This window comes from Caulifigura coniformis (assembly GCF_007745175.1).
In the GTDB taxonomy this organism is placed as follows: domain Bacteria; phylum Planctomycetota; class Planctomycetia; order Planctomycetales; family Planctomycetaceae; genus Caulifigura; species Caulifigura coniformis.
Window position 1 is genome coordinate 218,215 of the sequence record NZ_CP036271.1, and the last position, 23,088, is coordinate 241,302.

The 23,088-nt window shown below is 64.5% G+C and carries 12 protein-coding genes; 3 read left to right on the forward strand and 9 right to left on the reverse strand.

Annotated elements, in window-relative coordinates:
- Positions 1-25: 25 nt before the first annotated feature.
- Both Pan44_RS00930 and Pan44_RS00935 read right to left on the reverse strand, forming a co-directional pair.
- Positions 26-1,588: a sensor domain-containing diguanylate cyclase gene (locus Pan44_RS00930; protein WP_145026372.1), complete on the reverse strand. Its 1,563-nt coding sequence runs from the start codon at positions 1,586-1,588 to the stop codon at positions 26-28.
- A 257-nt stretch (positions 1,589-1,845) separates the two neighbouring features.
- Entirely contained in the window at positions 1,846-3,738 is a 1,893-nt protein-coding gene (locus Pan44_RS00935; RefSeq protein WP_145026375.1) for an RND family efflux transporter, read from the reverse strand.
- 436 nt (positions 3,739-4,174) lie between these two features.
- Here Pan44_RS00935 and Pan44_RS00940 point away from each other — a divergent pair, with 436 nt between their 5' ends.
- Positions 4,175-6,160 (forward strand): TolC family protein, encoded by a 1,986-nt coding sequence (locus tag Pan44_RS00940; protein ID WP_197453734.1) that lies wholly within the window; start codon positions 4,175-4,177, stop codon positions 6,158-6,160.
- 64 nt (positions 6,161-6,224) lie between these two features.
- Here the strand turns inward: Pan44_RS00940 and Pan44_RS00945 are convergent, their stop codons facing one another.
- The 3 genes from Pan44_RS00945 to Pan44_RS00955 all read right to left on the reverse strand — a co-directional run bounded on the left by Pan44_RS00945 (position 6,225) and on the right by Pan44_RS00955 (position 11,128).
- A complete protein-coding gene (locus tag Pan44_RS00945; RefSeq protein ID WP_145026380.1) occupies positions 6,225-7,664 on the reverse strand; it encodes a Gfo/Idh/MocA family protein in 1,440 nt (479 codons plus the stop codon).
- Between the two features lie 225 nt (positions 7,665-7,889).
- Positions 7,890-8,987: a Gfo/Idh/MocA family protein gene (locus Pan44_RS00950; RefSeq protein ID WP_145026383.1), complete on the reverse strand. Its 1,098-nt coding sequence runs from the start codon at positions 8,985-8,987 to the stop codon at positions 7,890-7,892.
- Between the two features lie 128 nt (positions 8,988-9,115).
- Positions 9,116-11,128: an Nramp family divalent metal transporter gene (locus Pan44_RS00955; protein WP_145026386.1), complete on the reverse strand. Its 2,013-nt coding sequence runs from the start codon at positions 11,126-11,128 to the stop codon at positions 9,116-9,118.
- A gap of 364 nt (positions 11,129-11,492) precedes the next feature.
- On the opposite strand from Pan44_RS00955, the gene Pan44_RS00960 reads away from it, so the two are divergent.
- On the forward strand, positions 11,493-12,140 hold the full coding sequence (locus Pan44_RS00960) for a lipoate--protein ligase family protein (protein ID WP_197453735.1): 648 nt from the start codon (positions 11,493-11,495) through the stop codon (positions 12,138-12,140).
- A gap of 396 nt (positions 12,141-12,536) precedes the next feature.
- Here the strand turns inward: Pan44_RS00960 and Pan44_RS00965 are convergent, their stop codons facing one another.
- From Pan44_RS00965 to Pan44_RS00975, 3 genes are all read right to left on the reverse strand, one after another.
- Entirely contained in the window at positions 12,537-13,817 is a 1,281-nt protein-coding gene (locus tag Pan44_RS00965; RefSeq protein ID WP_145026392.1) for a DUF1501 domain-containing protein, read from the reverse strand.
- 142 nt (positions 13,818-13,959) lie between these two features.
- Positions 13,960-15,762, reverse strand: coding sequence for a DUF1549 domain-containing protein (locus tag Pan44_RS00970; RefSeq protein ID WP_145026395.1), 1,803 nt, complete (start codon positions 15,760-15,762; stop codon positions 13,960-13,962).
- 238 nt (positions 15,763-16,000) lie between these two features.
- Positions 16,001-20,116 carry an FtsK/SpoIIIE domain-containing protein gene (locus tag Pan44_RS00975; RefSeq protein ID WP_145026398.1) on the reverse strand — a complete coding sequence of 1,372 codons (4,116 nt, stop codon included), beginning with the start codon at positions 20,114-20,116 and terminating at the stop codon, positions 16,001-16,003.
- A 245-nt stretch (positions 20,117-20,361) separates the two neighbouring features.
- Between Pan44_RS00975 and Pan44_RS00980 the strand changes: the two genes are divergently transcribed.
- Positions 20,362-22,695: a glycoside hydrolase family 2 protein gene (locus Pan44_RS00980; protein ID WP_145026399.1), complete on the forward strand. Its 2,334-nt coding sequence runs from the start codon at positions 20,362-20,364 to the stop codon at positions 22,693-22,695.
- Positions 22,696-22,728: 33 nt separating this feature from the next.
- Here the strand turns inward: Pan44_RS00980 and Pan44_RS00985 are convergent, their stop codons facing one another.
- Positions 22,729-23,055, reverse strand: a complete 327-nt coding sequence (locus Pan44_RS00985) for a hypothetical protein (RefSeq protein WP_145026401.1) — start codon at positions 23,053-23,055, stop codon at positions 22,729-22,731.
- Positions 23,056-23,088: the final 33 nt, after the last annotated feature.

Below are 23,088 nucleotides of genomic sequence, written 5' to 3' on the forward strand. Positions count from 1 at the left end.
CGAAACGACCACAGCCGTGAGGCCCTCAGTTCGAGGAGAACATCGGCCAGCCCATCTCCTCCGCAACGGCCGACTCCTGATGCCCGTGCGGAAGAACCGACCAGACCTCCACCCGGTTCCGGCCGTTCCGCTTTGCCAGGTACATCGCCTGGTCGGCCGAGTGGACCAGCTCCGACGCCGCTTCGAGGCTGTGGACCGGATCGACAATCGATCCCCCGACGCTGACCGTCGGCCGCACCACTCCGGTCGCCGTCGTCACCAGCTCACTGGCGACTTCGGCCCGGATTCGCTCCCCCAGGCCCTGGAGGCTTCCGATCGTCGGATTGGCGACCAGGATGACCAGTTCCTCTCCGCCATAGCGGGCCACGAAGTCGCTCTCGCGAGTCGTTCGCTTCACGGCAGAGGCGACCTGCTTGAGGACCATGTCTCCCACGGCATGACCGTGCGTGTCGTTGATTGACTTGAACCGGTCGAGGTCGAGAAACAGGAGTCCCACCGTCCCCTGGCAACCCCGCGCGTTGCGGATCCATTGCGGAAGCTGGTCGTCGAAGTGCGCCCGATTGAAGAGCCGCGTCAGAACGTCCGTAATGCTTCGGTGCAGCAGGTCCTCGACCCGGCGGCGCAGACGCTGGTTCTCCTGGTTCACCTGTTGGGCGAGTCCCTGCTCGATCGTCGATTCGAGCGTTGTCACCGCCAGCTGGCTCAGCTGCTCCATCGCCACGGCGAGAATCTCGCTCGGCTGTCCCCAGGTCGAAATATCTGTTTCCAGGAGATCGCAGTTCTCCATGACGTGCCCCTGCACACGTTCGACGAAGCTCTGCACCGCATCCTGCTTCAGACCGAACAGCACATCCGCGAGTTCATGAATGCGGACCAGCGCCATTCCCTTCTGTGGCTGGCAGAAGTATTCGGCCGTCGCTGCAGAGAGTGCGGCGGCATGTGACAGCAGCAGGTCCGACTCCACCGGAAGGTGGGTGAGTTCTTCCAGCGACCTCCAGCGATTCCGGACCGCTTCGCTGAACGATTCCGGCATCTGCCAGTGAGCCAGGATCGCCGCTGAAAGCTCCGACCCGCTCGCGTAGTTCGTGGGATCGGCCTCCTCGCCCGCCAGGAACTCCGGGAATTCGTTGGGCCGCGTTTTCAGGATCGCGAGCGGACCGATTTCGCTCAGGAGGCCGGCCGAGAAGAACTCGGCCTGGCGTCCGGGCGCGATCATCGCCGCGAGGTCCCCCGAGGCCTGCGCCTGCACCACCGCCCGCAGCCACACCTTACGGTACAGCTTCGAGAACGGGCCGGGCGTCATCGAGCCTTCACACAGCGAAAAGCACAGCGCCAGCGAAGTGACTTTCTTGATTCCCAGGATATTCAGCGCGCGCCGGAGATCCGTGACCGGCTGGGCCACTCCCATTCCGACCGAACTCGCGGCGCGAAGCAGCTTCGCCGTCACCGCTGGATCGAACTGCACGATCTCGGCGACCCTGGAAAGCGGTGTCTCCGGATCGCCAAAGCAGTTCAGGAGTCGAACAGCAACCGCCGGCAAGGTCGGTAGACGCCGCAGTGTCGTAATATCGACGGCCAATCGACGCATCCTTCCTAATCACCACGAACTGCTGATCCCGCGGGAGACTCGCAACACTCTTCCTTCGCGCCCGGGGCGCATGCCTGTGCGCAGGCAGGCCCTGAGCGATGTACGTCCCGCGAGTGATCGTCCACTCGCCGCGACTGCTTGCGGGTGAACCCGCATCACGCGAGGCATTTCGCCTCGGCGATTCCGACGCACATGGAAGAACCCAACCCGTTATCGCAATTGTCAGGTTCGCCCGACGATTTGACGGAACGGTTGCGTCACAGCAGCGTCAGCGACACGAAATCCCAGAGCTCGTGGAACCAGACGAATACCCGGCTTCGGCGGCCGCAATCGATGCGGGCGATCACGCTGGCCCCTGCCCGCTTCGCCGGACCCGATTCTTCCGGGAGCACCGCCGTCCCTCGGACCACCAGTGATCCCGCGTCGTCTACTTCCGTCCTGTCCCCCACGGCAGAGAGCTGCGTCGTGAATTCTGCCCGGGGATCGGTCCGCAGGACATAACGCACCGGAAGCTCAGGAGTCGACTCCCTGGCAGCGAACACAAATCCGGCCGATTTGTCCGGAATCCGGAGGTCGAGTTTCCACGGACCGGCTACGTCGAGGACGTCGCAGAGATGCTGCCCTCGAACGACGGGACGAGACGCCAGGGCTTCGTCCAGGTCCCAGCGATCAACAACGCCCGCCATCGGACTCCTGATGGAAAGTCGACGTTTCTGTTCCTCGATCAGGGCTTGCTGCTCGTTCGCTCCAGCCAGGGCCGCCCGCAACTGTTCTTCCTGCGCGGACAGGTCGCCCGACGACTCCCCCGCCGGACGGCGTCCCTGGGCCCGAAGGACCTGGATCGACGCGAGCTGCGCGGTGACCTCGCTGATCTGCCCGGCGACGCGTTCCCCCTCCAGATCGAGATCAGGACTGCGCAGCTCCAGCAGAGGGGCATCCGGCGTCACCCTCTGGCCATGTCGCACGTGGAGTGTCATGACTACTCCATCCGCCGGCGCGAAAATCGACCGCACCGTCGCCGGAAGCAGCCGGCCATCCGCTTCCACTTCGAACGGAACAGGAAGCGCCAGGAACAGCGCAGCCGCCATCATGAGTGCGACGGCGGTGGCCAGCTTCCATCCTCTCCTCGGTCCGTCCCCCGTCAGACGCCGCCACCAGTTTCCGCGATCCATCGCCAGCGCATGTTGCAGGGCGAGCGACGCATGCGGCACGAGCGACCGGCGGCGGGCGACTTCATTCGGATCAGCCGCTGCCGAGAACTGCTCGAGGACAACCGCCCCCACGGCAGAATCCGATGCCGGCGGAACCAGGGGCAACACGGTGATCCGGCGGGCCAGCCCTTCTTCAGCCAGCGACAGGAGTTCCGCGGTCGCGCTCTCGCCGGTCGACCAGGATCGTTCCCCGCCCGTCGTCGCCGCAGTTCGGGCGACCTCTTCCACCTTTCGGGCCAGCAACTGCCGACGAGCGACGTCTCCCGGGGTATTGGAAGCAATGATCCTTGCCTGGCCGTCAAAGGTCCGACAGACCCAGCAGCGATCGGAGCCGAGCGCCTGCTGCAGGCCGGCTGCGATCAGGAGCGCCGTCTCCTGGACCGATTGCCCCTCATGAAACGAACAGGCGATCTGCTCAACGGCCGACGAATCCGCCACACGCGACCGCGCGACCAGGTAACGGAATCGCGTTTCCACATGTCCGACGAGTTCGGCAATGGCCTCCAGCAGGCGCATCGGGCGGTCTGTGGGGACCCCCGGCTTCAGCGAGGCTTCGACGGCAATGGCCTCCGGGCCGTGGATCGCCGCGGCGGCAAGCAGCCGGGTCGGCCGGGAATGAGAATTCCCATTGGCAGACGGATCGTGCTGGAGCCGCTCGAGAGCACGACTCGAAATCGCACGCTGGAGCTCGTCCGAGGGGATTGTTGGGAACGGCGCCTCCGCAGGAGCGCACGCTTTCAGGACAGCCTCTGCGTCGTTGATCGACCAGACCGCCACGGCGTCGAACGGTGCTTCCCGCAGCAACAGCCGCAGAACTTCGCCGTAGTACGTCTGTTCGTCAGTCGCCTGTCTGCCCAACGAGTCCACGGCGACCAGGAGCGCGTCGTAAGCGACCTGCTCGGCGGCGGTACTGGTCGGAGTTGGGCGACTGGGCTGCATCAAACGGGTGCGATCGGGAGCAAGGACGGACTCCCGCCCAGCATATCCAACTCCGGGCGGGGAATCGTGAATCCCAGCGCCATGAGTAGAGGGTCGGGTCACAGGTCGAGCGTCGCCCGCCGCGAACGGGAAAGGGACTTACCGGCACAATCGTCACAGCTTGCCAGGGTTTCCGGGGGTGTGGCTGGTTGGGCTGGGAAGCTTTGACGTTTACTGAAGTCCTGAGCCGTCGTCTGGGGAAGGTTCTCCAAACGGCCCGATTGCACGGGCGATGACTGGAGCGCGCTGAAACGGCTGGTCGATGGGACCGACGATGACCGGCAATCCGCCTCCGTGGCGACATGCCGGCGCCTGGTCCAGGCGACGCGTCCAATGATCGGGATGCGACGGTTGGAAGGCCGGGTGATTGCGCCCCTTGGCAAGGATGCCCCGGAGCATGATGGATCGCGGGCAGGATCTGGCATTGGTGACGCCGCGCACAGCGCCGGCGGCGCTCGCGATGCGCGCCGCGATCCTCCTGCTGCTCATCCTGTGCTCGCTCCCCGCCGGCTGCCGGAATACGAATCCGGCCGAAACCGTCTTCAACGACACCGCGGAAGTCGACGCCGTCATGGCCCGCGTCGACAATCCCGAGGCCGAGCCGATCGTCCATGAAGCCGTGATCCAGCCGGTCACGCTCAAGACGCTCAAACAGGGAGACCAGCCCGATTACTGGGACGTGTCGCTCGACGAAGTCCTGGGCATCGCGATGACGAACTCCCAGGTGCTGCGGGATCTCGGCGCGACGATTCTCCGCGCTCCCGGCCAGGTACAGACCCGCTACACCCGTCTGATCCAGCAGTCCGATCCTCGCTTCGGCATGGAGGCCGCACTGAGCGCCTATGACGCCCAGCTCTTCGGCTCGGCGATGTTCCAGGACAACTACCACATCGCAAACAACCTCCTGCTCAGCGGCACCGATTCGCTCTTCTCGCAGGACAAGCACGACTACGTCGCACAGCTCTCCAAGCTGACGGCGACCGGCGGACAGATGAGCCTCCGGTCGCTCACCGACTACGACCACAACAACGTCGTCAGCCACCTGTTCCCCACAGCCTGGCAGCAGCAGATGGAAGCCGAGCTGCGCCAGCCACTGCTGCAGGGAGGCGGCCTGACGTTCAACCGGATCGCCGGCCCGGGAGCCATCCCCGGCGTCTCCAATGGCGTCCTGATCGCGAAGGTGAACAGCGACATCACCGCGGTCGATTTCGAACGCGGCCTCCGCGACTACGTTAGCGACGTCGTGAATGCCTACTGGGACCTCTACTTCGCTTACCGCGATCTCGATGCCAAACGCCTCGCCGTTTCACGCAGCCGTGAAACCTGGGAAGCCTACAAGGTGCAGCAGGACGAAGGGCGGGAATCGGCCGCGGCCGAGGCCCTCGCCCGCGAGCAATACTTCCGGTTCCAGTCAGAGCTGCAGGACGCCGTCGCCGGCAAAGTCGGACAGCGGACGCAGGACCAGAACGGATCGACTGGCGGCGTGTTCCGCGGCGTGAATGGCGTGCAGGTGGCCGAGCGTCGCCTGCGGCTGCTCGTGGGCCTGCCGGTGAACGACGGGCGCACGCTGCGTCCCGGCAATGATCCCGAAATCGCGCCGGTCGAATTCCACTGGGAATCGATGGTCACGGAATCCCTGCGCCGACGTCCGGAAGTCCGCGCGCAGCGGCTGCTGGTGAAGCGCAGGGAACTGGAGCTGATCGCCGCCCAGAATTTCCTGGCGCCGCGGCTGGATGCCGTGGGTGTCGCCCGCGTCCGGGGACTGGGTCACGACCTGGCGGGGGGCGGAACCGACTCGGGCTACGGCTCGGCCCTGGATGAGCTCGGGACCATGAAATACCGCGAGTTCGCTGCAGGGCTCGAATTCTCGATGCCGCTGGGATTCCGCCGCGCGCACGCGGCGGTCGACAACGCGGAGTTCCTGCTGGCGCGCGAACGGGCCGTGCTGACCGAGCAGGAACGGCAGATCCTCCACGACCTCAGCAACACCATCGCGGATGTCGATCGCGCCTACGAGCAGGTGCGGACGAACGAGAACCGCTACCTGGCGGCCGAAGAAGCGCTGGCGGGACTGGAAGCCAACCGGCGGGAAGGCCTGACGATCAATCTCGAACAGCTCCTGGATATCCAGCGGCGGCTGACGGAATCGCAGTCGCGCTACTACCAGTCGCGCGTCGAATACGCGATCGCACTCAAGAACGTGCACGTCGAGAAGGGGTCGATTCTCGAGTATGCGTCGATGGGAATGATTGACGCGACGACGCCCGAACCGGTTGATCTGCCTGCCGTCCCCCCCGTCGCTCCGACTCCCGCTGCTGCTCCCGAGGCGTCGGCGACCGCTCCTGACAGTCCTGAGGCCGGATCTTCCGATTCAACGCCGTGATCGAGGCGTTGAGAAGAGTGCGTTCCCAGGCCGACGCCCGGGAACGCCACCGCGACCTCCAGCCTCAACCGATCTCCGGAACCTCGTATCCCTTCCGGTATTCCCGCTTCAGGTACTTGTTCCCCTCGGCCGCTCCCTCGCCGACGAACTTCTCCCCCTTCTCATCCAGCTCGAGCACGCTGCTCAGCTTCACGCTCTTCGAATCGAGCGCCACGCCGTAGTTGTGCACATGCTCCTGCATCTGGTCGAGAAGGTCGTTCCAGGGCTGGTAGTCCTTCCGCATCGACTCCGCCTTCTCGCGCGTGAAGTCTCCGCCGGCCCGGTACGCGATGTTCGCCAGGTTGCACCACCCCGACGAATCGTTCCCGAGTTCGATCTCGGCGTTCAGGATCGACCGGTCCCGCTTCCGCAGCGCGTCCACGAAGTTCTGCTGGTGGCCGGCCCCGCTGTTCCCCTTGAACTCCCTGATCTTCTTCCCGTCCTTGTCGAAGGCCGCTCCCTTGCCGCGCTGGCCGGAGAAATAGCCCCCCTCGCAGTGGATGACGTAACCTGACGTCGCCCCGCGGAAGTTCAGCGACTTCTTGTCCCCCGGCGCCGCCGGCAGGTTGCTGAGCCCCAGCAGGACCGGGATCGAGCCCGTGTCGTAATAGACGAAGTGCACGTTGGGCGTTTCGCCCGCATCGTCCCATCCGAGTCGCCCGCCGCCCGCCATCACGCGCTTCGGCATCCGCGGCTTGTCCAGCAGGCCGTTGTTGCGGGCGTCGTCGAGAACATGAACGCCCCAGTTCCCCATCTCCCCGGAGCCGGTGTTCCAGTCCCAGTGCCAGTCGTAGTGGAACTTCTCACGGAACAGCGGAAGGTCCTGGGCCGGTCCCAGCCAAAGGTCGTAATTGATTTCCTTGGGGATCTCGAGCGGCGTCTTCCGCTTCCCGATGCTCTGACGCACGCCATACCGCACGACCTCGATGAACTCGATCTGGCCGAGCGCCTTGTCCTCGTGCAGGTATTTCTTGATCTCCGCCTGCATCGGGTCCGAGCGCTGCTGCGTTCCCAGCTGCACGATCTTGTCGTACTTCCGGGCCGCCTTCACCACCTGCGCCCCTTCCCATTGGCTGTGCGACAGCGGCTTCTCGACGTACACGTCCTTCCCCGCCTGCATCGCCCAGATCGACGCCAGGCAATGCCAGTGGTTGCACGTCGTCACGACGACCGCGTCGATCGACTTGTCCTCAAGCATCCTCCGCAGGTCGGCGTAGGGCGTGGCCTGCGGATACTTCTTGAGGAAGTCTCCCACCCGCTCATTGTCCGGATCGGTGATCGCCGCAATTTCCGCTCCGCTGACGCTCGTAAAGGCCTTCGCATCCTCACCGCCGCGGACGCCCAGCCCGATCACGCCGATGCGAACCCGGTCATTCGCGCCATAGGCCCGCGAAAACGGAACGGCGAGGGACACACCGGCCGCAAGGCCGGCCTTGAGAACGCTTCGACGATTCATGGAGCGCATGGAATCACCTTCAGGAAGACGCGAAATCAACATTCTCGAGACAGCAAACTCGACAATACTTCAGCGTAACCGCTCCCTGTCACTCGTGCGACCACTCCGTCGCGTGCCACGTCTCTGTGAGCTGTACCCTCAACCCGCCATTCCATGAAAAAAGCGGCGTGCAACTTGTTGCCGCCGCCTGGAATCGCACGGCCGACACGGCCGTGGCACGAACCGGACTGAGAACTACATCCGCAGGTCCAGGTCCTTCCACGTCCGCTCGTCATTCGACGCCAGCACCGCATCCGCAACCGCCTGCGCCCGCGCCCCGTCATCAAATCCCGGAACGGCCGGCCGCCCATCGACGATCGCCGACGTCAGTTCGTACACCAGGTCATACCGGAACACCGTGCTCGGCACCCCTTCATGCGGATTGCGCGGGCTGCCGGGCAGTTTCAGGAACTCTTCCGGAACGGCCACCTTCTCCAGCGACTTCCCCTGCTTGCCGAGCAGGATGTGGTTCGGATCCTGCAACCGGTACACGGCCGAGCCGAGCGTGCCGTTCACTTCGGCCCACTCGTGGCCGAAGCCATCGTTGTGGTAGCCCTTCATCACGGTGCTCCCTTCCCACACGCCGACGGCACCGTTCTGGAATCGGCCGATCAGCGCCGACCAGTCGTCCACTTCCGACGGAGGGCACGGCTTGCCGTCGACCGTCCGGTCCCGCGGGCAGAACGTCGCCACCGCACCGCAGATGGTCGTCAGCGGTCCCATCAGGTCCATCGCGAAATCGATGCGGTGGATCGTCATGTCGAACAGGTCGCCGCCCCCGGCCGTCTTCTTGTACTGACGCCAGCCCCAGCTCGTTTCCGGCCAGTCGAGGAACCGCTGCGACCGGAAATGACGCAGCTCGCCAAGCTCGCCGTTCTTCAGCAGGTGACGCAGGTACCGCATGGAAGGCGCGAAGCGGTACGTGAAGGCCGTCATGTGACGCACCTTCATCTTCTCGGCCGCCCGGTACATCTCCTTCGATTCCTCGAAGTTCAGCCCCAGCGGCTTCTCGCACATCACGTGCTTCCCGCCCGCGATGCACGCCAGCGCGATCGGCCTGTGCGTATCGTTCGGCGTCGCGATCACGACCGCATCAACGTCGGGATCGGCCGCGATCTCCTCGTAGCTCGTCGTGATCTTCGAGACGCCCCAGTCCTTGATCCGCTTCTCGAGCAGCTCGACGTTGGGATCGCAGACAGCCACCAGCTCCGATCGCTTGTCGATCCGGATTCCGGGGACGTGGTGGTAATCAGAAACGGCGCCGGCGCCGATGATCGCGTAACGGACAGGCATGTGAGAGAGGATTCAGGATTCGGGGGTCAGGATTCAGAAAAAGGACGAGGAGCCGGCTCCTGGGATTCGGAGTTTGAATGACATTCAAGCTCCCTGAATCCTGGATCCTGGCCCCTGAATCCTCCATGTCACGCGATGTATCCGAACGTCTGCATGAACGCCAGCACCGCCAGCACGAGGAAAAACACCCCCGCCAGCAGCAGCACCGTCGTGATGAACCACCCCGGCCGCAGAGGTCGGGGCAGCAGGCTGTGGTTGACGTACAGTGTATGCCAGCAGCTGATGCCGAGACCAAAATTCATCATGTTGGTCGCCAGCTTCACATGCACCGTCGGCTTCGGGAACAGCGTCAGCGTGCAGATGCCCACCACGAAGTACAGGCACAGCACCGAGAAGTAGATGTACTTGATCTGGCCCGGATCGACGCGCTGCAGCCGCTTGCTGCCGCTCCAGAGCAGGTCCACCCAACGGCGGACGAATCCGTCGATCATGCCCACCTGCGCCGTCGACAGCGTCAGGAAGCCGCAGAACAGCGTCATGAACCAGCAGAAGCTCGCCAGGCCCGCGCTGCTTTCCAGCACCCGGTCATACACCCCCTGCGACGTCATGATGGCCGTCGTCCAGTCGTTCACCGGTGTTCCCCGGCGCAGGAAGACGAGTGACAGCATGCTCGGCAGCGCGATGCCGACGAAACACGCCGGCATCCACACGATGAACTGGTCGCGACGGACGCGGTTCACCCAGCCCCGCCAGCGCGGAAGCGATTCGGGAGTCACCTCGAACACCGACCCGACGTGAGACAGCTTCACGTCCACGCCCCCCACCATGCTTGGAATGGCGCCCACATGGGAGCCCATGCCCCAGCCCTGGTCGCGCGTCAGGCCGCTGATCGGCGTGTTCGTCAGCCCGCCGTTGCCGGCGATCGCCGCAAACGCCGCCAGAAACGCGATCATGCTCAGGTCGATCGGCGGAATGCCGTGGCCTCCCAGGAGCGACTGGAAAATATTGACGACGCCGTCGCCGTCCGTGATTCCGTCGCCGTCCAGGTCGACGTACCCCTTCTCGGGAATGCCGTCGTTGTTGGTATCCGTCAGGCGGAAGAACGGCCCCTTCGAGGGATCAGCGGGAAGCGTCACCGTGACGCTCTCATTCTTGATCCCTTTCACGGTCACCGTGGCGTCCGGTTTTCCGTCCCCGTCGAGATCCGGCCAGTACAGGTTTTCACCAACGGAAACGAAGAGATCCGGTTTCCCGTCCCCGTCGACGTCCAGCCCGCCGTCGTCCGGCTTCCCGTCCTCGTTCTTGTCCGGGCCGGTCACGTTCTTGATGAACGCCAGCGTCGGTTCGATCGCATCGGGATGGCCGTCGCCGTCCCAGTCCAGTTCGTCCGGATCGAGGATGCCGTTGCCGTTCTTGTCTTCGGCGACACGCGTCGGAATCGTGCCGAACCTGAAGAAGCCCGTCCCGATTTCTTTCCACGTTCCCGCGTTGGAATAGAACATCGCCAGGACCAGCAGGAACCCGAGCACGACGACGATCTTGAACGTCATCAGCGCCTTGAGCGAACGATACACCTTCCCGCCGAAGATCAGCGGCGTGCAGCTCAAGAGGAACACGCCATACGACAGCCACATGATCTTTTGTGGGTCTCCCGGCGTCTCTTCTCCAGGGATCCTCCCGAACACCAGCACGAACAGCGGCGTCGCCGCGTTCTTCGACAGGTACGGGATGATCGCGCCGACGTCGACGATCAGGTACAGGATCAGCCACAGCGCCGGCCCCGGAAGGGTCCGGAACTTGCCGTTCATGATCGGCTCGCCGCTGTACAGCGTGTACCGGCTGATCTCGATGTTGTAGATCACCTGGCACAGGATGCTGACCGTCGCCAGCCACAGCAGCGCACCGCCGTACTTGGCCGTCACCGTCGGCCCCATCAGCCATTCACCGCCGCCGATGGCGGCGCCGCCGGCGATGATGCTCGGGCCGAGCATCGCGAAGAAGTGCCGGAAATTGAATCCCGGCGCTTCGGGAAGTTCGGCTACGTTCCAGGGCGGGATCGCCTTGGAGCCGACCTGCAGCTTTCGGGAAGAGGACTCTCCCGGATGGACGGAAGCAACCTCACCCGGGATGGGCTGGGACATCGCGTCTGCTCCTCGTGAGCGTTCGAATGGAGACGACGTGTGTGCCCGCGGTAGAGACGGCGACGCTGCCGAGGCAGGGTCCCGTCGGCCCGCGAGCCGTGAATTTTGAATTCACAGTTAAATCGAACCCGCCGCAATGGTCAAATACTCGGCCCGCCTCGCGGGGCCGCCTTGCAGCTTTGTCATCATCACAGGTGCCACGGCCCTGTCAGCCGTGCATGTGCCAAATGGCTCTCCCGTCCGGCAGGGCGACGCTCCCGCCGAGCCGCCGATGACGAAAGGGACGCCGAGAATGGGTGGCACTGGCTCCGCCAGTGTCGAACGTCCCCAGCGCCCAACCACCATCAAGGCAGGAACACCACGCATGCTGGAGGTCATCGTCGAACCCAACGCCCGCTCCGGCGCCGACAACATGGCCATGGATGAGTCCCTCCTCGTCTCCGCCATCGACAAGAAAACGCAGACCCTCCGCCTCTACCGCTGGGAAGAACCGACCGTGTCCCTCGGATATTTCCAGAAGGACGACGACCCCGTCCTCACAGGCCGCTTTGCAGGCCTCCCCAGCGTCCGCCGGCTCTCCGGCGGCGGCGCGCTCCTCCACGACCGCGAGCTGACCTACTCCATCGCTCTGCCGGATGGCCATCCGCTCGCCGACGCCCCTACCGAACTTTACGACCAGGTCCACGCCGCCCTCGTCGCGTTGCTCAACTCGCTCGGCGCGCCGGCCCATGTCCGCGGCGAAAAGTTCAACGAGCCCGAGCCGTTCCTCTGCTTCGGACGCGGCGACCCGCGCGACATCGTCCTTTCCGGCTTCAAGATCGTCGGCAGCGCCCAGCGCCGCCGCAAAGGCGCCATCCTCCAGCACGGCGCGCTCCTCCTCGAGCGCTCTCCCCACGCCCCCGAATTCCCCGGCCTCTTCGACCTCGCCCCCGAAACCCGCCAGGACGACCAACCGCTGATGCACGCCATCGCCACCGCCCTCCAACAGATCCCCGCACTGGGGCAGTCGTAAGAGCTGTTGGAGGTCTGTTTCGACACAAAGTCACGAAGGAACAACGAGAGAGTGGAGCACACTCGAACTCGTTCTCTTTCCTTCTTCGTGTCCCTTTCTGTCTTAATGCCTTCGTGTCAGAGTCAACCGACCATCTGACACCAAGCCCGACGATCCCCCTTGGCGTCTTCGCGCCTTGGCGGTTCCAAAACAAAAAAAGCCCCGGCCTCCAAGTGAAAGCCGGGGCCGCTCTGCACGTACGCCGTGCAGAGGCGCGGAGGTCGCTCGCACCCCGGCTGCTCCAAGGCAGCCGGGGTGCTTTGTGTTTGTGTTCACATCAACAAGCCCGGCGTCTCGCCCGGCCCGTCATTCCGCATGAGGCCATTCTTCGTCCCCAGAACCGGGCTATTTCCAACCTCACCCAAACATCTCGCTCACCACTTCCCCGCCGTCCACAATCCGGATCGGCCGCCCGATCGGACTGAAATTCTCCGTCTTCGGATCCACGCTCAACGCCTTGCAGATCGACGAAAACAGGTCCGGCACCGTCACCGGGCGGTCATCAATCGATGATCCATCGGCCGACGATTTCCCGATCACCTGCCCGCCACGGATCCCGCCGCCGGCCACCAGCGCGCTGAACACCCGCGGATAGTGATCCCGCCCGGCCCGCGGATTGATCTTCGGAGTCCGCCCAAACTCCCCGACCCATAGCACGACCGTTCTCTCGAGCAGCCCGCGCTCCTTCAGGTCGCTGATCAATGCCGCCATCGGCGAGTCGATCTGCTGGCACAATTGGGGAACGCGCTCGAAGTTCTCGAAATGCGTGTCCCAGCCGTCGAGTCGCACTTCGACAAACGGCACCCCCTTTTCCACCAGCCGCCGCGCCAGGAGACAACCTTTCCCGAAGTTGCCACGCCCATACTTCGCCTGCACTTCGGCCGACTCGCCGCGCAGGTCGAACGTCGACACCTGCGGACTCAGCACCATCCGCGACGCCTTGCCGTAGAGCTGCCGCTGGTTTTCCACGACCTGTGTCGCTCCCCGGGCCGCGAATTCCTTTTCGAGATCGCCCAGGAGCCCGAGCCTTCGGCTGTAACGCAGGTCCGGAACCGTCGCCGCCACGTTGCGCGGCAGGTCCCCCGGGCTCTCGACCACGAACGGCTCGAAGTCGACGCCCAGAAATCCCGCCCCCTCCGTCCGTCCGATCGACACCACCGCCGGCAGGTCGCTCCCCGGCGTCGCCAGCTCCTTCGCGACCGCCGAGCCGAAATGCGGATGCTTGAGCCCCCCCGAAGGCAGGTAACCCGTATGCAGCTGGTACTGCGCCCGCTGGTGGTTCCCTTCCTTGTTCGTCAGCGAGCGGATCAGCGCGCACTCCTTCAGAACGCCCGCCGTCGCCGGCAGCGAATCCGAAATCTGCACACCCGGGATCGACGTCGAAATCACTTTCGTGCTTCCGCCGTTCTCATGCTTCGGCTTCGGATCGAAGGTCTCGAACTGGCTCGGCGCCCCCGCCATGTACAGCAGGATCATCGACCGTCCCTGCTTCTTCAGCTCCTCCGCATGCAGCCCGCACACCTGCGACAACGACAGCAATCCCGCGGTACTCGCCGCCGTCGAAACCGAACGCAGGAATGAGCGGCGGCTCAGGCAGTCACGATTCAGCGTGACATATTCGTGCTGGTAAATGGACATCGTTCACCTGGCTTCGAATCAGAGACAGGAACATCACATCGCAACAGGCCCGGCGCCGCCGGCTCAGTCAGTCAGAGTCCAGACGGCCTCTGTCGGAGAAGACCAGCTGGGCCGGCGGCCTGCCGTGCATCGCGTGATTCCGTCATCGCTTCGTCAGGAACTCGCTGCTGTTCAGCAGCGACCAGAAAATGTCTTCGAACGCCTCGTTCCTCCGGCCCACGGTCTTGATGTAGGCCAGATTGATTTCCCGTTCCTTCTCCGTCGGCTCCCGCGACAGCACTCTCAGGTACAGCTCATCCAGCGCCGCCCCGTCATCGCTGTTCTGCGTCAGGATCCGCCCCAGCGCCGTATCGCCAGTCGCCCGCGTGAGCGGAGCAATCGTGTCCGCGTTCATCATGAACAGCACCTGGGGAATGTTCCCCAGGATGTCCGCCTGTGGCGTTGAGGGGTCGTAACCGAACAATTGCTGGAATCCCCGCCGACCCGAGTTGCCTCGGCCGTACGGGCCCCGCCGCATCGATGCCAGGCCCGGCATCTCTTCCACACCCAGCACCTGCGCCATCGCGTTGTAGATCTGGTCCGATCGCAGCCTCGTCGGCGTTGCGGCCGCGAACTTCACCGTGTCGTTCGGACTCCCGGCCAGCTGCCGCTGGTACGCCTGCGTGGAGGTGATCGTCCGCAGCAGCCATTGAATGTCGTAGCCGTGGCTTGCAAACCCGTTCGCCAGCGCTTCCAGCACGTCTTCCTGCACGCCGCTCCGCTTGGGCCCCATGTCGTCGATCGGCATGAAGAACCCTTCGCCAAGCAGCTCACCCCACATCCGGTTGACGAACGCCTTCCGGAACCACGGATTCGATTTCGACGTGATCGCCTTCGCCAATGCTTCCCGACGATCAAGGTCGCTCGAGTTCCCCCTCTGCCGCTGGCCGGAGAGGAAGAACACTGGCTGCATCATCGTTCCCTTCGCCGTCGGGTCATTGAGGTCCGGCATGTAGTGCTCGGAAGAGCCTCGCCCTTCGCGCGGCGGCGCCGGCAGCCCTTCGATCTCCTTCATGCTCAGCGCGCCATCCTTGTCGGCGTCCCCCTGCGAGATCAGAAATCCGAACAGCCGTTCGAATCGCGGCGAGGCCTTGGCCTCAGCGGCCGTCACTCTTCCGTCGCGGTTGCGATCGACAAATCGAGCCAGCTCCGCCGGTTTCGGACGAACATCCGGCCCCGAGAACGACGTCACTTCAAAGTCGAGAAGCCCTGCATCCGGCTGCCGCCGCACCGACACCCGTGGAAGGTACGCCGCCAGTTCGTGGAACTGCTCGCGCTTCCACCCGTCGGTCGGATGGTCATGACAGTTGGCGCACTGCAGCTGAATTCCCAGGAAGATCCGCGACACCTCGGCCGCGATCTCCTCTGCGTTCCCCGTGTGCGCAAACATCAGTGCCGTCTGCCCGTCGTCCTGCACCTTTCCCGTCGCCGTGATGAGCGCCGTCGTGATCTCCGACCACGGCCGGTTTGCCGCCAGCTGCGCCGTCATCCATTCCTCGAACACGCCCTGCGCCCCGCGCGCCCGCTGCTCCGTCGCATGCCCAAAAATTACTTCGCCCCAGTAAGCTGCCCACAGGTCCGAGTACCCCTTCGAATCCAGCAGCCTGTCAATGAGCTTCGCCCGCTTGTCCGCATCGGGATCCAGTCCGAACAGCGTCACTTCCCGCGGCGTCGGAATCGTCCCCGCCAGGTCCAGGCTCACCCGCCTCAGGAAGTCTTCATCGGAAGAAATGCCTGCCGGAGTCACCCCCGCGGCCTCAAAACTCTTCTCGAGCAGCCGGTCGATCTCCCGGGCCATCTTCACTTCGGAGGGATGCTCCCGGCGTCCCTCCGGGACTTCCCCCTGCAGGGAAGCGGTCGCCAGGCACACCAGTCCGATCAGCAGGCAGCGAGCGACGGAATTCATCAGACTCCTCCCGCTGGACAGACCGGTCGAACTTCCAGAACCGTTCGGAACGATGGCGGAGCAGTGAATCCGGGGGAGGATGCGAGAGCCTCCGCCACCGTCCGAAAGGTTGCTGGGAATGGAACACGGAAACCAACCCCGCGGTTCCGGCAATTCCGCCCAACCTCAGCCAGAAAGCCGCGATGCCTCACGGAATGACAATTCCAGGACGCTCGCGCAAGCCACTACCCACTACCCATCAACTGATCGAAAACTCATCCAGACTCAACGCCGTCTCATGCCCCTCCTCGCCCCCCGGCCTCTCATCCCCGTCCCGGCCCGGCGAAGAACCCGACATCCAGTCCGGACCCGGCGCCGCATAAGGACGGAACTTCTCGATCGCCCCCCGGTCCTCGCGATACAGGATCGCCCGACCCGTCCCCAGGCGTGAAGCCAGCGGCGAATCGATCAGGTTGCTCGAATCGGCCGCGTTCATCGGGAACAGGATCCGCAGCTCGAAGTCGCGGAGCATCTGCCGGCTGAACCACCGCTCCACGTTGTTATACGAGTCGGCCCAGATCACGCAGTGCAGTCCCAGCTCCGGTCCCCCCGTCAGCAGCTGTGAGAACTGCTTCGCTGGCGATGCCGTCTGCTCGCCGCTGCCACCGAATCCGCCGCCGAAGCCGAAGTCGTCTTCCGCCCGCCTCAGGTCGCGGAAGCGGCTGAGGTTGTAGACGAACACGCACGACGTCGGGAACAGCGTGTCGCGATCCCCGTCCCGTCGCTCACGCTCGGCCGTCAGGTTCGAGAGCGCCCCCGCAGCCTGGCTCGGCGCGACGCGCCGGAACTTCGCTCCCAGCATCTGCTCCAGCTGCGACCACACCTCCCGCACAGGATCATCCGCCGCGCTGCCGTCGAAGAGCGTGACCGCCGGTTCATCGGCATCGGCCGACTGCGTCGCCAGCGCGATCGCCGCCGCCGCCAGGATCCCCTGGACCGCTTCCTGATCCTGCCCGACCAGCAACACGTTCGCGCTCGACTGCCGCTCCAGCACGATGCTCGTCGGGTCGCCGATTTCCACGGCGTCCCCCAGCCAGATTCGCGGCGCTGTCCGCCGCCGCGGCTCGACCGCTCCTGTCGTCGCCATCTGCCGCAGCACCCGGTTCTGCGACAGGTCCGAAGGAATGTTCCCCTCGAAAATGATCGGCGACTCGACTCCCACCTCGCGCGCGTCAGCCATCTGCTCGAGATCCCGCAGGTACTGCTCGCGCTTGTCGTCCGGCAGCCACGCGATCTGGAACGGATGGTTCCCTTCCACCAGGCCGTTCGCATCGTTGTAGATCGCTTCACCCGGACGCGACAGCAGCCTCGCGGCCGTGTTGTCTTCGCTCAGGATCAGGTGCGCATCCGCCTCGCTGCACTGCAGCGCTACCCGCACGGCCACCTGCCCCAGCGTGCTGCGGGCGAGCGTGTAGGCCCCGCCCAGCGTCTGCGATCCCAGGATCACATGAATGCCGAACGCACGCCCCTGCCGCACCAGGCGGTCCAGCAGCAGTGCGGCCGTCTGCGCGTAGCGGTCGTCCTCCGTGAAGAACTCCTGGAATTCGTCGATCACGAGCAGCACGCGCGGCATCGGAATGTTCGGGTTCCCGTTGCGGAATCCCGTCACATCCTGCGCCCCGTGCTTGCGGAACAGCTCGCCGCGTTCCGCCATCAGCTCGTCCAGCCGCGTCAGCGCGCTCACGCCGAACTCGCGATCGCTCTCGATCGCGATCACCCGTGCATGCGGCAGATGGAATTGCGCGTAATCCTTGAACTCGACTCCCTTCTTGAAGTCGATCAGGAAGAACTGCAGTTCGTCGGGGCTGTAATGCAGCGCCAGGTTCGTGATCAGTCCGTGCAGGAACGTCGATTTTCCCGAGCCGGTCTTGCCGGCGATCAGCATGTGCTGCGAGGTTCCCTGGCCCAGCTGCACATGCTGCAGCTTCACCGCCCCCGCCCGGCCCATCGGAATGTCGATGCCGCGACGGCTGTCCAGCGACCACCGCTCCCGCTCGGACGGCGCAATCCGCTCGAACGACACTTCGACCCGCCGCGCCCCCTTCGCCGCCGCACCCGCCGACTTCACGATCTGCGAAAACAACTCCGGACCCGGAGGCGCCTCCGCAATCAGCGGCCACCGCGACAGCGCCGGGTCGACCGAATAGAACGACGGAGTTCGCGAATCGACCACCGGTTCTTCCGTCGCGGCCGGAAGCGATTCCAGTGCCAGCGGATCGGCCGCATCGTGCACCCAGTCAAACCGCCCCGTCCTCTTCGACGGCGGATCATTCCACTCGAACACGTTCATCGACGGTTCGATGTCCGCCAGGTGGAAATTGTTCGGAAGCTGCAGCTTTCCATCGACCGACATCAGCACATACACGCCGCAACGCGGACCGCTCGTGATGATGCTCGTCAGCCGCCGCGCCGCGATCTCCGAGAACTTGGCCGGGAAATCGCGGATGACCACGATGCGGTAAGGCTCCGCCACTTCACCCGCGTGCCGGTTGTAGTCTTCCAGCGTCGGGAACTCGTTCCGCAGGTACGTCTGCAGCACGTTCTCCATATGTTCCGTCAGGTCGGCCAGCCGGGCCTCGATCTGGTTCGGCTCCGTCCAGATGCGGCTCGTCACCAGCATCTCATCCACGTCGGCAAGATGCATGAATCCCGCGAAGCTGTCCCCCAGGCCGACCGGATCGATCAGCGTGAACCGCAGCGTCCCGGGCGGCAGCGCCGTCAGCAGCCGCAGCATCGCCGTCTGCAGGATCGGCAGCGCCGCCGCGCGACCTTCCGGCGAACGTGACTTGAGCAGCAGCGAAGGCCGCTCCGGAAACTTCAGGTGCGCCGGGATCGTCAGCTCGCTCCGGCGCGGAGCCAGCCGTGCGTCGCCCGAGATCGCGTCGGGCCACTCGTGCAGATTGACCCCGAACGTTCCCAGCGGGATGCCGGCCGGAATCGTTCTCGGACGCGCGATGTCGCGCCCCGCCAGTTCGCTCCAGGACGGGAACGCCCGCTGGCTCTCCAGCTCGGCCTCATCAACCGCCCCCTGGAAGTCCCCCAGCGATTTCTCCCAGCCCACCTTCAGTTGCGACCATGCGGCCGACACCTCTCGCTGACGCTGCGCCATCTGCTCGGCCACCTGCGCCTTCAACGAATCGGTCGCCGCGTGAAAATTCGACTCGATCGTCTCGAGAGTCGATGTGTGCCAACGGGTCAGATCGCCCAGCCGGGTGGCCCGCAACTGGTCGGCCGCCGCGGCCCGCTGTCGATACGCCTGCTGCGTCGCCGCGATCGCCGCTTCTTTTCGGCCCCGGATATCGGCGATCCGGGTGTTGTAAGTGGTCCGGTAACGCTCGAGCGTTTCCTCGCGTTTCGCATCGACCCGCGCCTGCTCTCGCAGCATCACCGGTTCGCGGGCCGCAACGTCCTTCTGCGCCAGCTGCATCCACCGTTCATGAATCACGCGGGCATTCGCCAGTTCCTGTTCCCATCGCCGGAAGATCGCGTTCTGGCCGCTCATCGCAATCACGTACAGCACGAGCAGGACCACAACCGCCGCGAGTGCTCCCCCCAGCAGCGACAGCAGGATCCATTCGCTCGATGATCGCCCGGTCGTGATGTTGGCCACCGACGGATCGACGACGAAATACACGACCGCCGTCGCCGCCGCGACGAGAATCAGAAACGCCACAGCCGGCCACCACGACAGAAACAGCTTCGGCAGCTTCAGTCGCCCCAGCTCGTTCACATGGTCGGTCGTCTCGTTGATCGTCGCCTGGAACTGCTCCTGAACTTCATCCAGCGACTTCGCGACCTCCACGTCCGCTTCGTAGTCACGCACCCGGTACTTCCGCTCGGCCGCGGTGCTCTCGAAAACACTCGCGATCCCGCCCAGGGCCGTCGTCTGGTCTTCCTGCGTTCGCTCGATGGCATGCACGAATCGCTCGTGCTGCCGACGGGGGCTGTCATCCGAGTCGTCGGCCATCACCGACGAAACGACCCACGTGCTGTCATTGTGCTGCCGCTCGAGGGCCGCCGTTTCCGCGTCGTGCGATCGCACCAGTTCACGCAGCGCCGCATCGCGGTCCCGCTGTGCCTGGGAGTGCTCCGTCTGGTGCTCGGTGGTCAGCGCGTCCAGCGCGCCTGCACGCTGCGATTCGGTCGTCGACAGGTCGGCCGCGTGCCGGCGTTCCGTCTCGGACAACTGGTCCTGCAGCGCCGCGAGTTGCGGATCCTTCCTGTGGACCAGTTCAGCCATCTGCGCCTCGCGCTGCCGGCGAAGCGAGATGGCCGCCTCGAACTCCGCGAGCAGGTCACCCGGACCATGTGACATAGTCAGCTTCTCAGTGGATCCAAACCGCCACAAAGGACTGCCGCAGAAGGGCGAGTCGCGAAGGGTTCCCAGATTCTACGCACGCACCCGGCGAAATGCCTGCCGCAATCCAGGAACACAGTCCCCAGCCGATACAACACCGGCAAAGAGAAAGACGACCGCCCCAACTCCCGACTCCCGAGTACCGTTCCCGCTCCGCCGCCCGGTACGATGTCCCCCCCTTCACGCCCTCGAGGGAGACTGCGATGAATCTGCTGCGCCCGCTCACCTGGATGCTCCTCCTGCTGCCATCGGCCGCCTTCGGCGAATGGACGCCCGTCCCCGGCAAGCCGATGACCCGCTGGGCCAAAGACGTCAAACCCGAGACGCCCCTCCCCGAATACCCCCGCCCGCAGCTCGTCCGCGAGAAATGGCAGAACCTCAACGGGCTCTGGTCCTACGCCATCACCCCGCTCGCGAGGCCGGTGATCGCCGACGAGAAGCAGGACCGCCGCGGACAGATCGCCCCAGACGCGGCCGGCGAACCGGGTGAAGCTCCGACCAAATGGGACGGCGAAATCCTCGTCCCGTTCTGTCCCGAATCGGCCCTCAGCGGTGTCGGCAAAACCGTCGGTCCCAACAGCCGCCTCTGGTACCGCCGCACGTTCAACGTCCCGGCCGACTGGAAAGGCCAGCGTATCATGCTGAACTTCGGCGCCGTCGACTGGGACTGCACCGTCTGGCTCAACGGCAGGAAAATCGGCGACCACCAGGGAGGCTATGACCCGTTCTCCTTCGACATGACCGAGGCGATCAGGCCCGACGGCGATCAGGAACTCACCGTCGCCGTTTGGGACCCCAGCCACCTCGGCGTCCAGCCCGTCGGCAAACAGCACACGAATCCCCACGGCATCTGGTACACGCCCGTCACCGGCATCTGGCAGACGGTGTGGATGGAGCCGGTTTCGAAGGGAGCCATCGATTCGGTCGTGACTTACACGAATTTCCATAAGCGGATGCTCAACGTACGGATCAAGTGGTCCGGGTCTCAACAGGGCGACATCTGCAAGCTCACCATTCTCGATGGCGATAGGATCGTTGCCGAAAACGGTGGGACCGCGACAGCATCATCCGGTGATTTGACGATCGGAGTACCGGCCGATGATCTGAAGCCATGGACTCCCGAGTCGCCATTCCTGTATCGCGTCTATGCCACCGTCGAACGGAACGGGAAGCAGATCGATGAGGTCTACAGCTACGCCGCGTTCCGAGAAATCGAACTCAAAAAAGACTCCGCCGGCGTCAACCGACTCTTCCTCAACAACAAGCCCGTCTTCCAGTACGGCCCGCTCGACCAGGGCTGGTGGCCCGATGGCCTCTACACCGCTCCGACGGATGCGGCCCTGAAATACGACATCGAGATCACGAAGGATCTCGGCTTCAACATGTGTCGCAAGCACGTGAAGGTTGAGCCCGCCCGCTGGTACCACTGGTGCGACAAGCTCGGCCTCCTCGTCTGGCAGGACATGCCCAACGGCGACAAGAACATCGGCCGCGACAAGCCCGATATCGAACGCACCCCTGCCAGCGAGGCCGTCTACCGCAAGGAATGGACCGCCATCGTCAACGCCACGAAGCACTTCCCCTGCATCGTCGCCTGGGTCCCCTTCAATGAAGGCTGGGGCCAGTTCAAGACCAACGAAATCCTCGACTGGACCCGCACCCTCGACAGCACCCGTCTCATTGATGGCCCCAGCGGCTGGGTCGACCGCAAAGGGGGCGACATGATTGACGCCCACATCTATCCCGGCCCGGGAATGCTCCCCATCGAAGACAAACGCGCCAGCGTCCTCGGGGAGTTCGGCGGCCTCGGCCTCCCCGTCGACGGTCACACCTGGCTCGACAAGAACAACTGGGGCTACCGCAGCTATGAAACGAAACAGGCCCTGAACGACGCTTATTCCGATTTGCTCACGCAGATTCCCGTGCTGATCGGCCAGGGCCTCTCGGCCGCCGTCTACACGCAGACGACCGATGTCGAAATCGAAGTCAACGGCTTCCTCACCTATGACCGCGAAGTCCTCAAGTTCGACAAGGACCGCGTGCAGAAACTCCACGCCCGACTCCACGAGCCGCCGCCGTCCCTCAAGGTCCTCGTCCCCACCTCGGAACAAGAGCCGCAGGCCTGGCGGTATACAACGGACAAGCCGGCCGACGACTGGATGCAGCCCACCTTCAACGACGGCGCCTGGAAACAGGGGCCCGGTGGATTCGGAACGAAAGGGACTCCGGCCGCCGTCATCGGCACCGAATGGAACACGAAAGACATCTGGCTGCGGCGGACGTTCGAACTGAAGTCGACCGACGTCGATGAACTCAGCCTCCGCGTTCACCACGACGAAGACGCCGAGATCTCCATCAACGGCCGGCTCGTGAACTCGCTGAAACGGTTCTCCACCGAGTACGGACCGGCCGCCATCGCGTCCGAAATCAAGTCGGCGCTGAAGGTCGGCACGAATGTCATGGCGGTGCACTGTCGGCAGACCGGTGGCGGCCAGTACATCGACGTCGGCTTGAATGAGCTTCGATGGAAGCGATAAGCCCGGAGCAGCGGGCAGAGGTCGCGTCGTCAGTCAGCGGTCTTCGGAATTCGCCGTCGCGGAAGGAACCAGCGGCGAACCGGTCGTGCAGCAGCGGAACATGAGCGTCTGGCCCGCCGCGCTCATTACGACCATGCGGAGGTCGTCAAAGCCGGTCCGTTGCAGCAAGGCGGTTTCACCGACGTGCAGGACCTGAGCGGGAGGCAATTCCCAGCGGATCTGACCTCGCCAGGTCGAGTCCCCTTTTTCGAGACCCCGGTAGAACAGCCCCTGGACATCACCCAGTTTGAGGCGATGGTCGGCCGTCCAGAGCGATCCCTGGAACGGAAACTTTTCGGTTGAGAGTGGTGGGCGCGGCAAGACAGTGGCCTTCCTGGGGCATCCAGGCGGTCA

Bases quoted from the DNA above. Each gene is read 5' to 3' on its own strand.
- Pan44_RS00930 (WP_145026372.1), bottom strand. From the start codon at position 1,588: ATGCGTCGATTGGCCGTCGATATTACGACACTGCGGCGTCTACCGACC.
- Pan44_RS00935 (WP_145026375.1), bottom strand. From the start codon at position 3,738: ATGCAGCCCAGTCGCCCAACTCCGACCAGTACCGCCGCCGAGCAGGTC.
- Pan44_RS00940 (WP_197453734.1), top strand. From the start codon at position 4,175: ATGATGGATCGCGGGCAGGATCTGGCATTGGTGACGCCGCGCACAGCG.
- Pan44_RS00945 (WP_145026380.1), bottom strand. From the start codon at position 7,664: ATGCGCTCCATGAATCGTCGAAGCGTTCTCAAGGCCGGCCTTGCGGCC.
- Pan44_RS00950 (WP_145026383.1), bottom strand. From the start codon at position 8,987: ATGCCTGTCCGTTACGCGATCATCGGCGCCGGCGCCGTTTCTGATTAC.
- Pan44_RS00955 (WP_145026386.1), bottom strand. From the start codon at position 11,128: ATGTCCCAGCCCATCCCGGGTGAGGTTGCTTCCGTCCATCCGGGAGAG.
- Pan44_RS00960 (WP_197453735.1), top strand. From the start codon at position 11,493: ATGCTGGAGGTCATCGTCGAACCCAACGCCCGCTCCGGCGCCGACAAC.
- Pan44_RS00965 (WP_145026392.1), bottom strand. From the start codon at position 13,817: ATGTCCATTTACCAGCACGAATATGTCACGCTGAATCGTGACTGCCTG.
- Pan44_RS00970 (WP_145026395.1), bottom strand. From the start codon at position 15,762: ATGAATTCCGTCGCTCGCTGCCTGCTGATCGGACTGGTGTGCCTGGCG.
- Pan44_RS00975 (WP_145026398.1), bottom strand. From the start codon at position 20,116: ATGTCACATGGTCCGGGTGACCTGCTCGCGGAGTTCGAGGCGGCCATC.
- Pan44_RS00980 (WP_145026399.1), top strand. From the start codon at position 20,362: ATGAATCTGCTGCGCCCGCTCACCTGGATGCTCCTCCTGCTGCCATCG.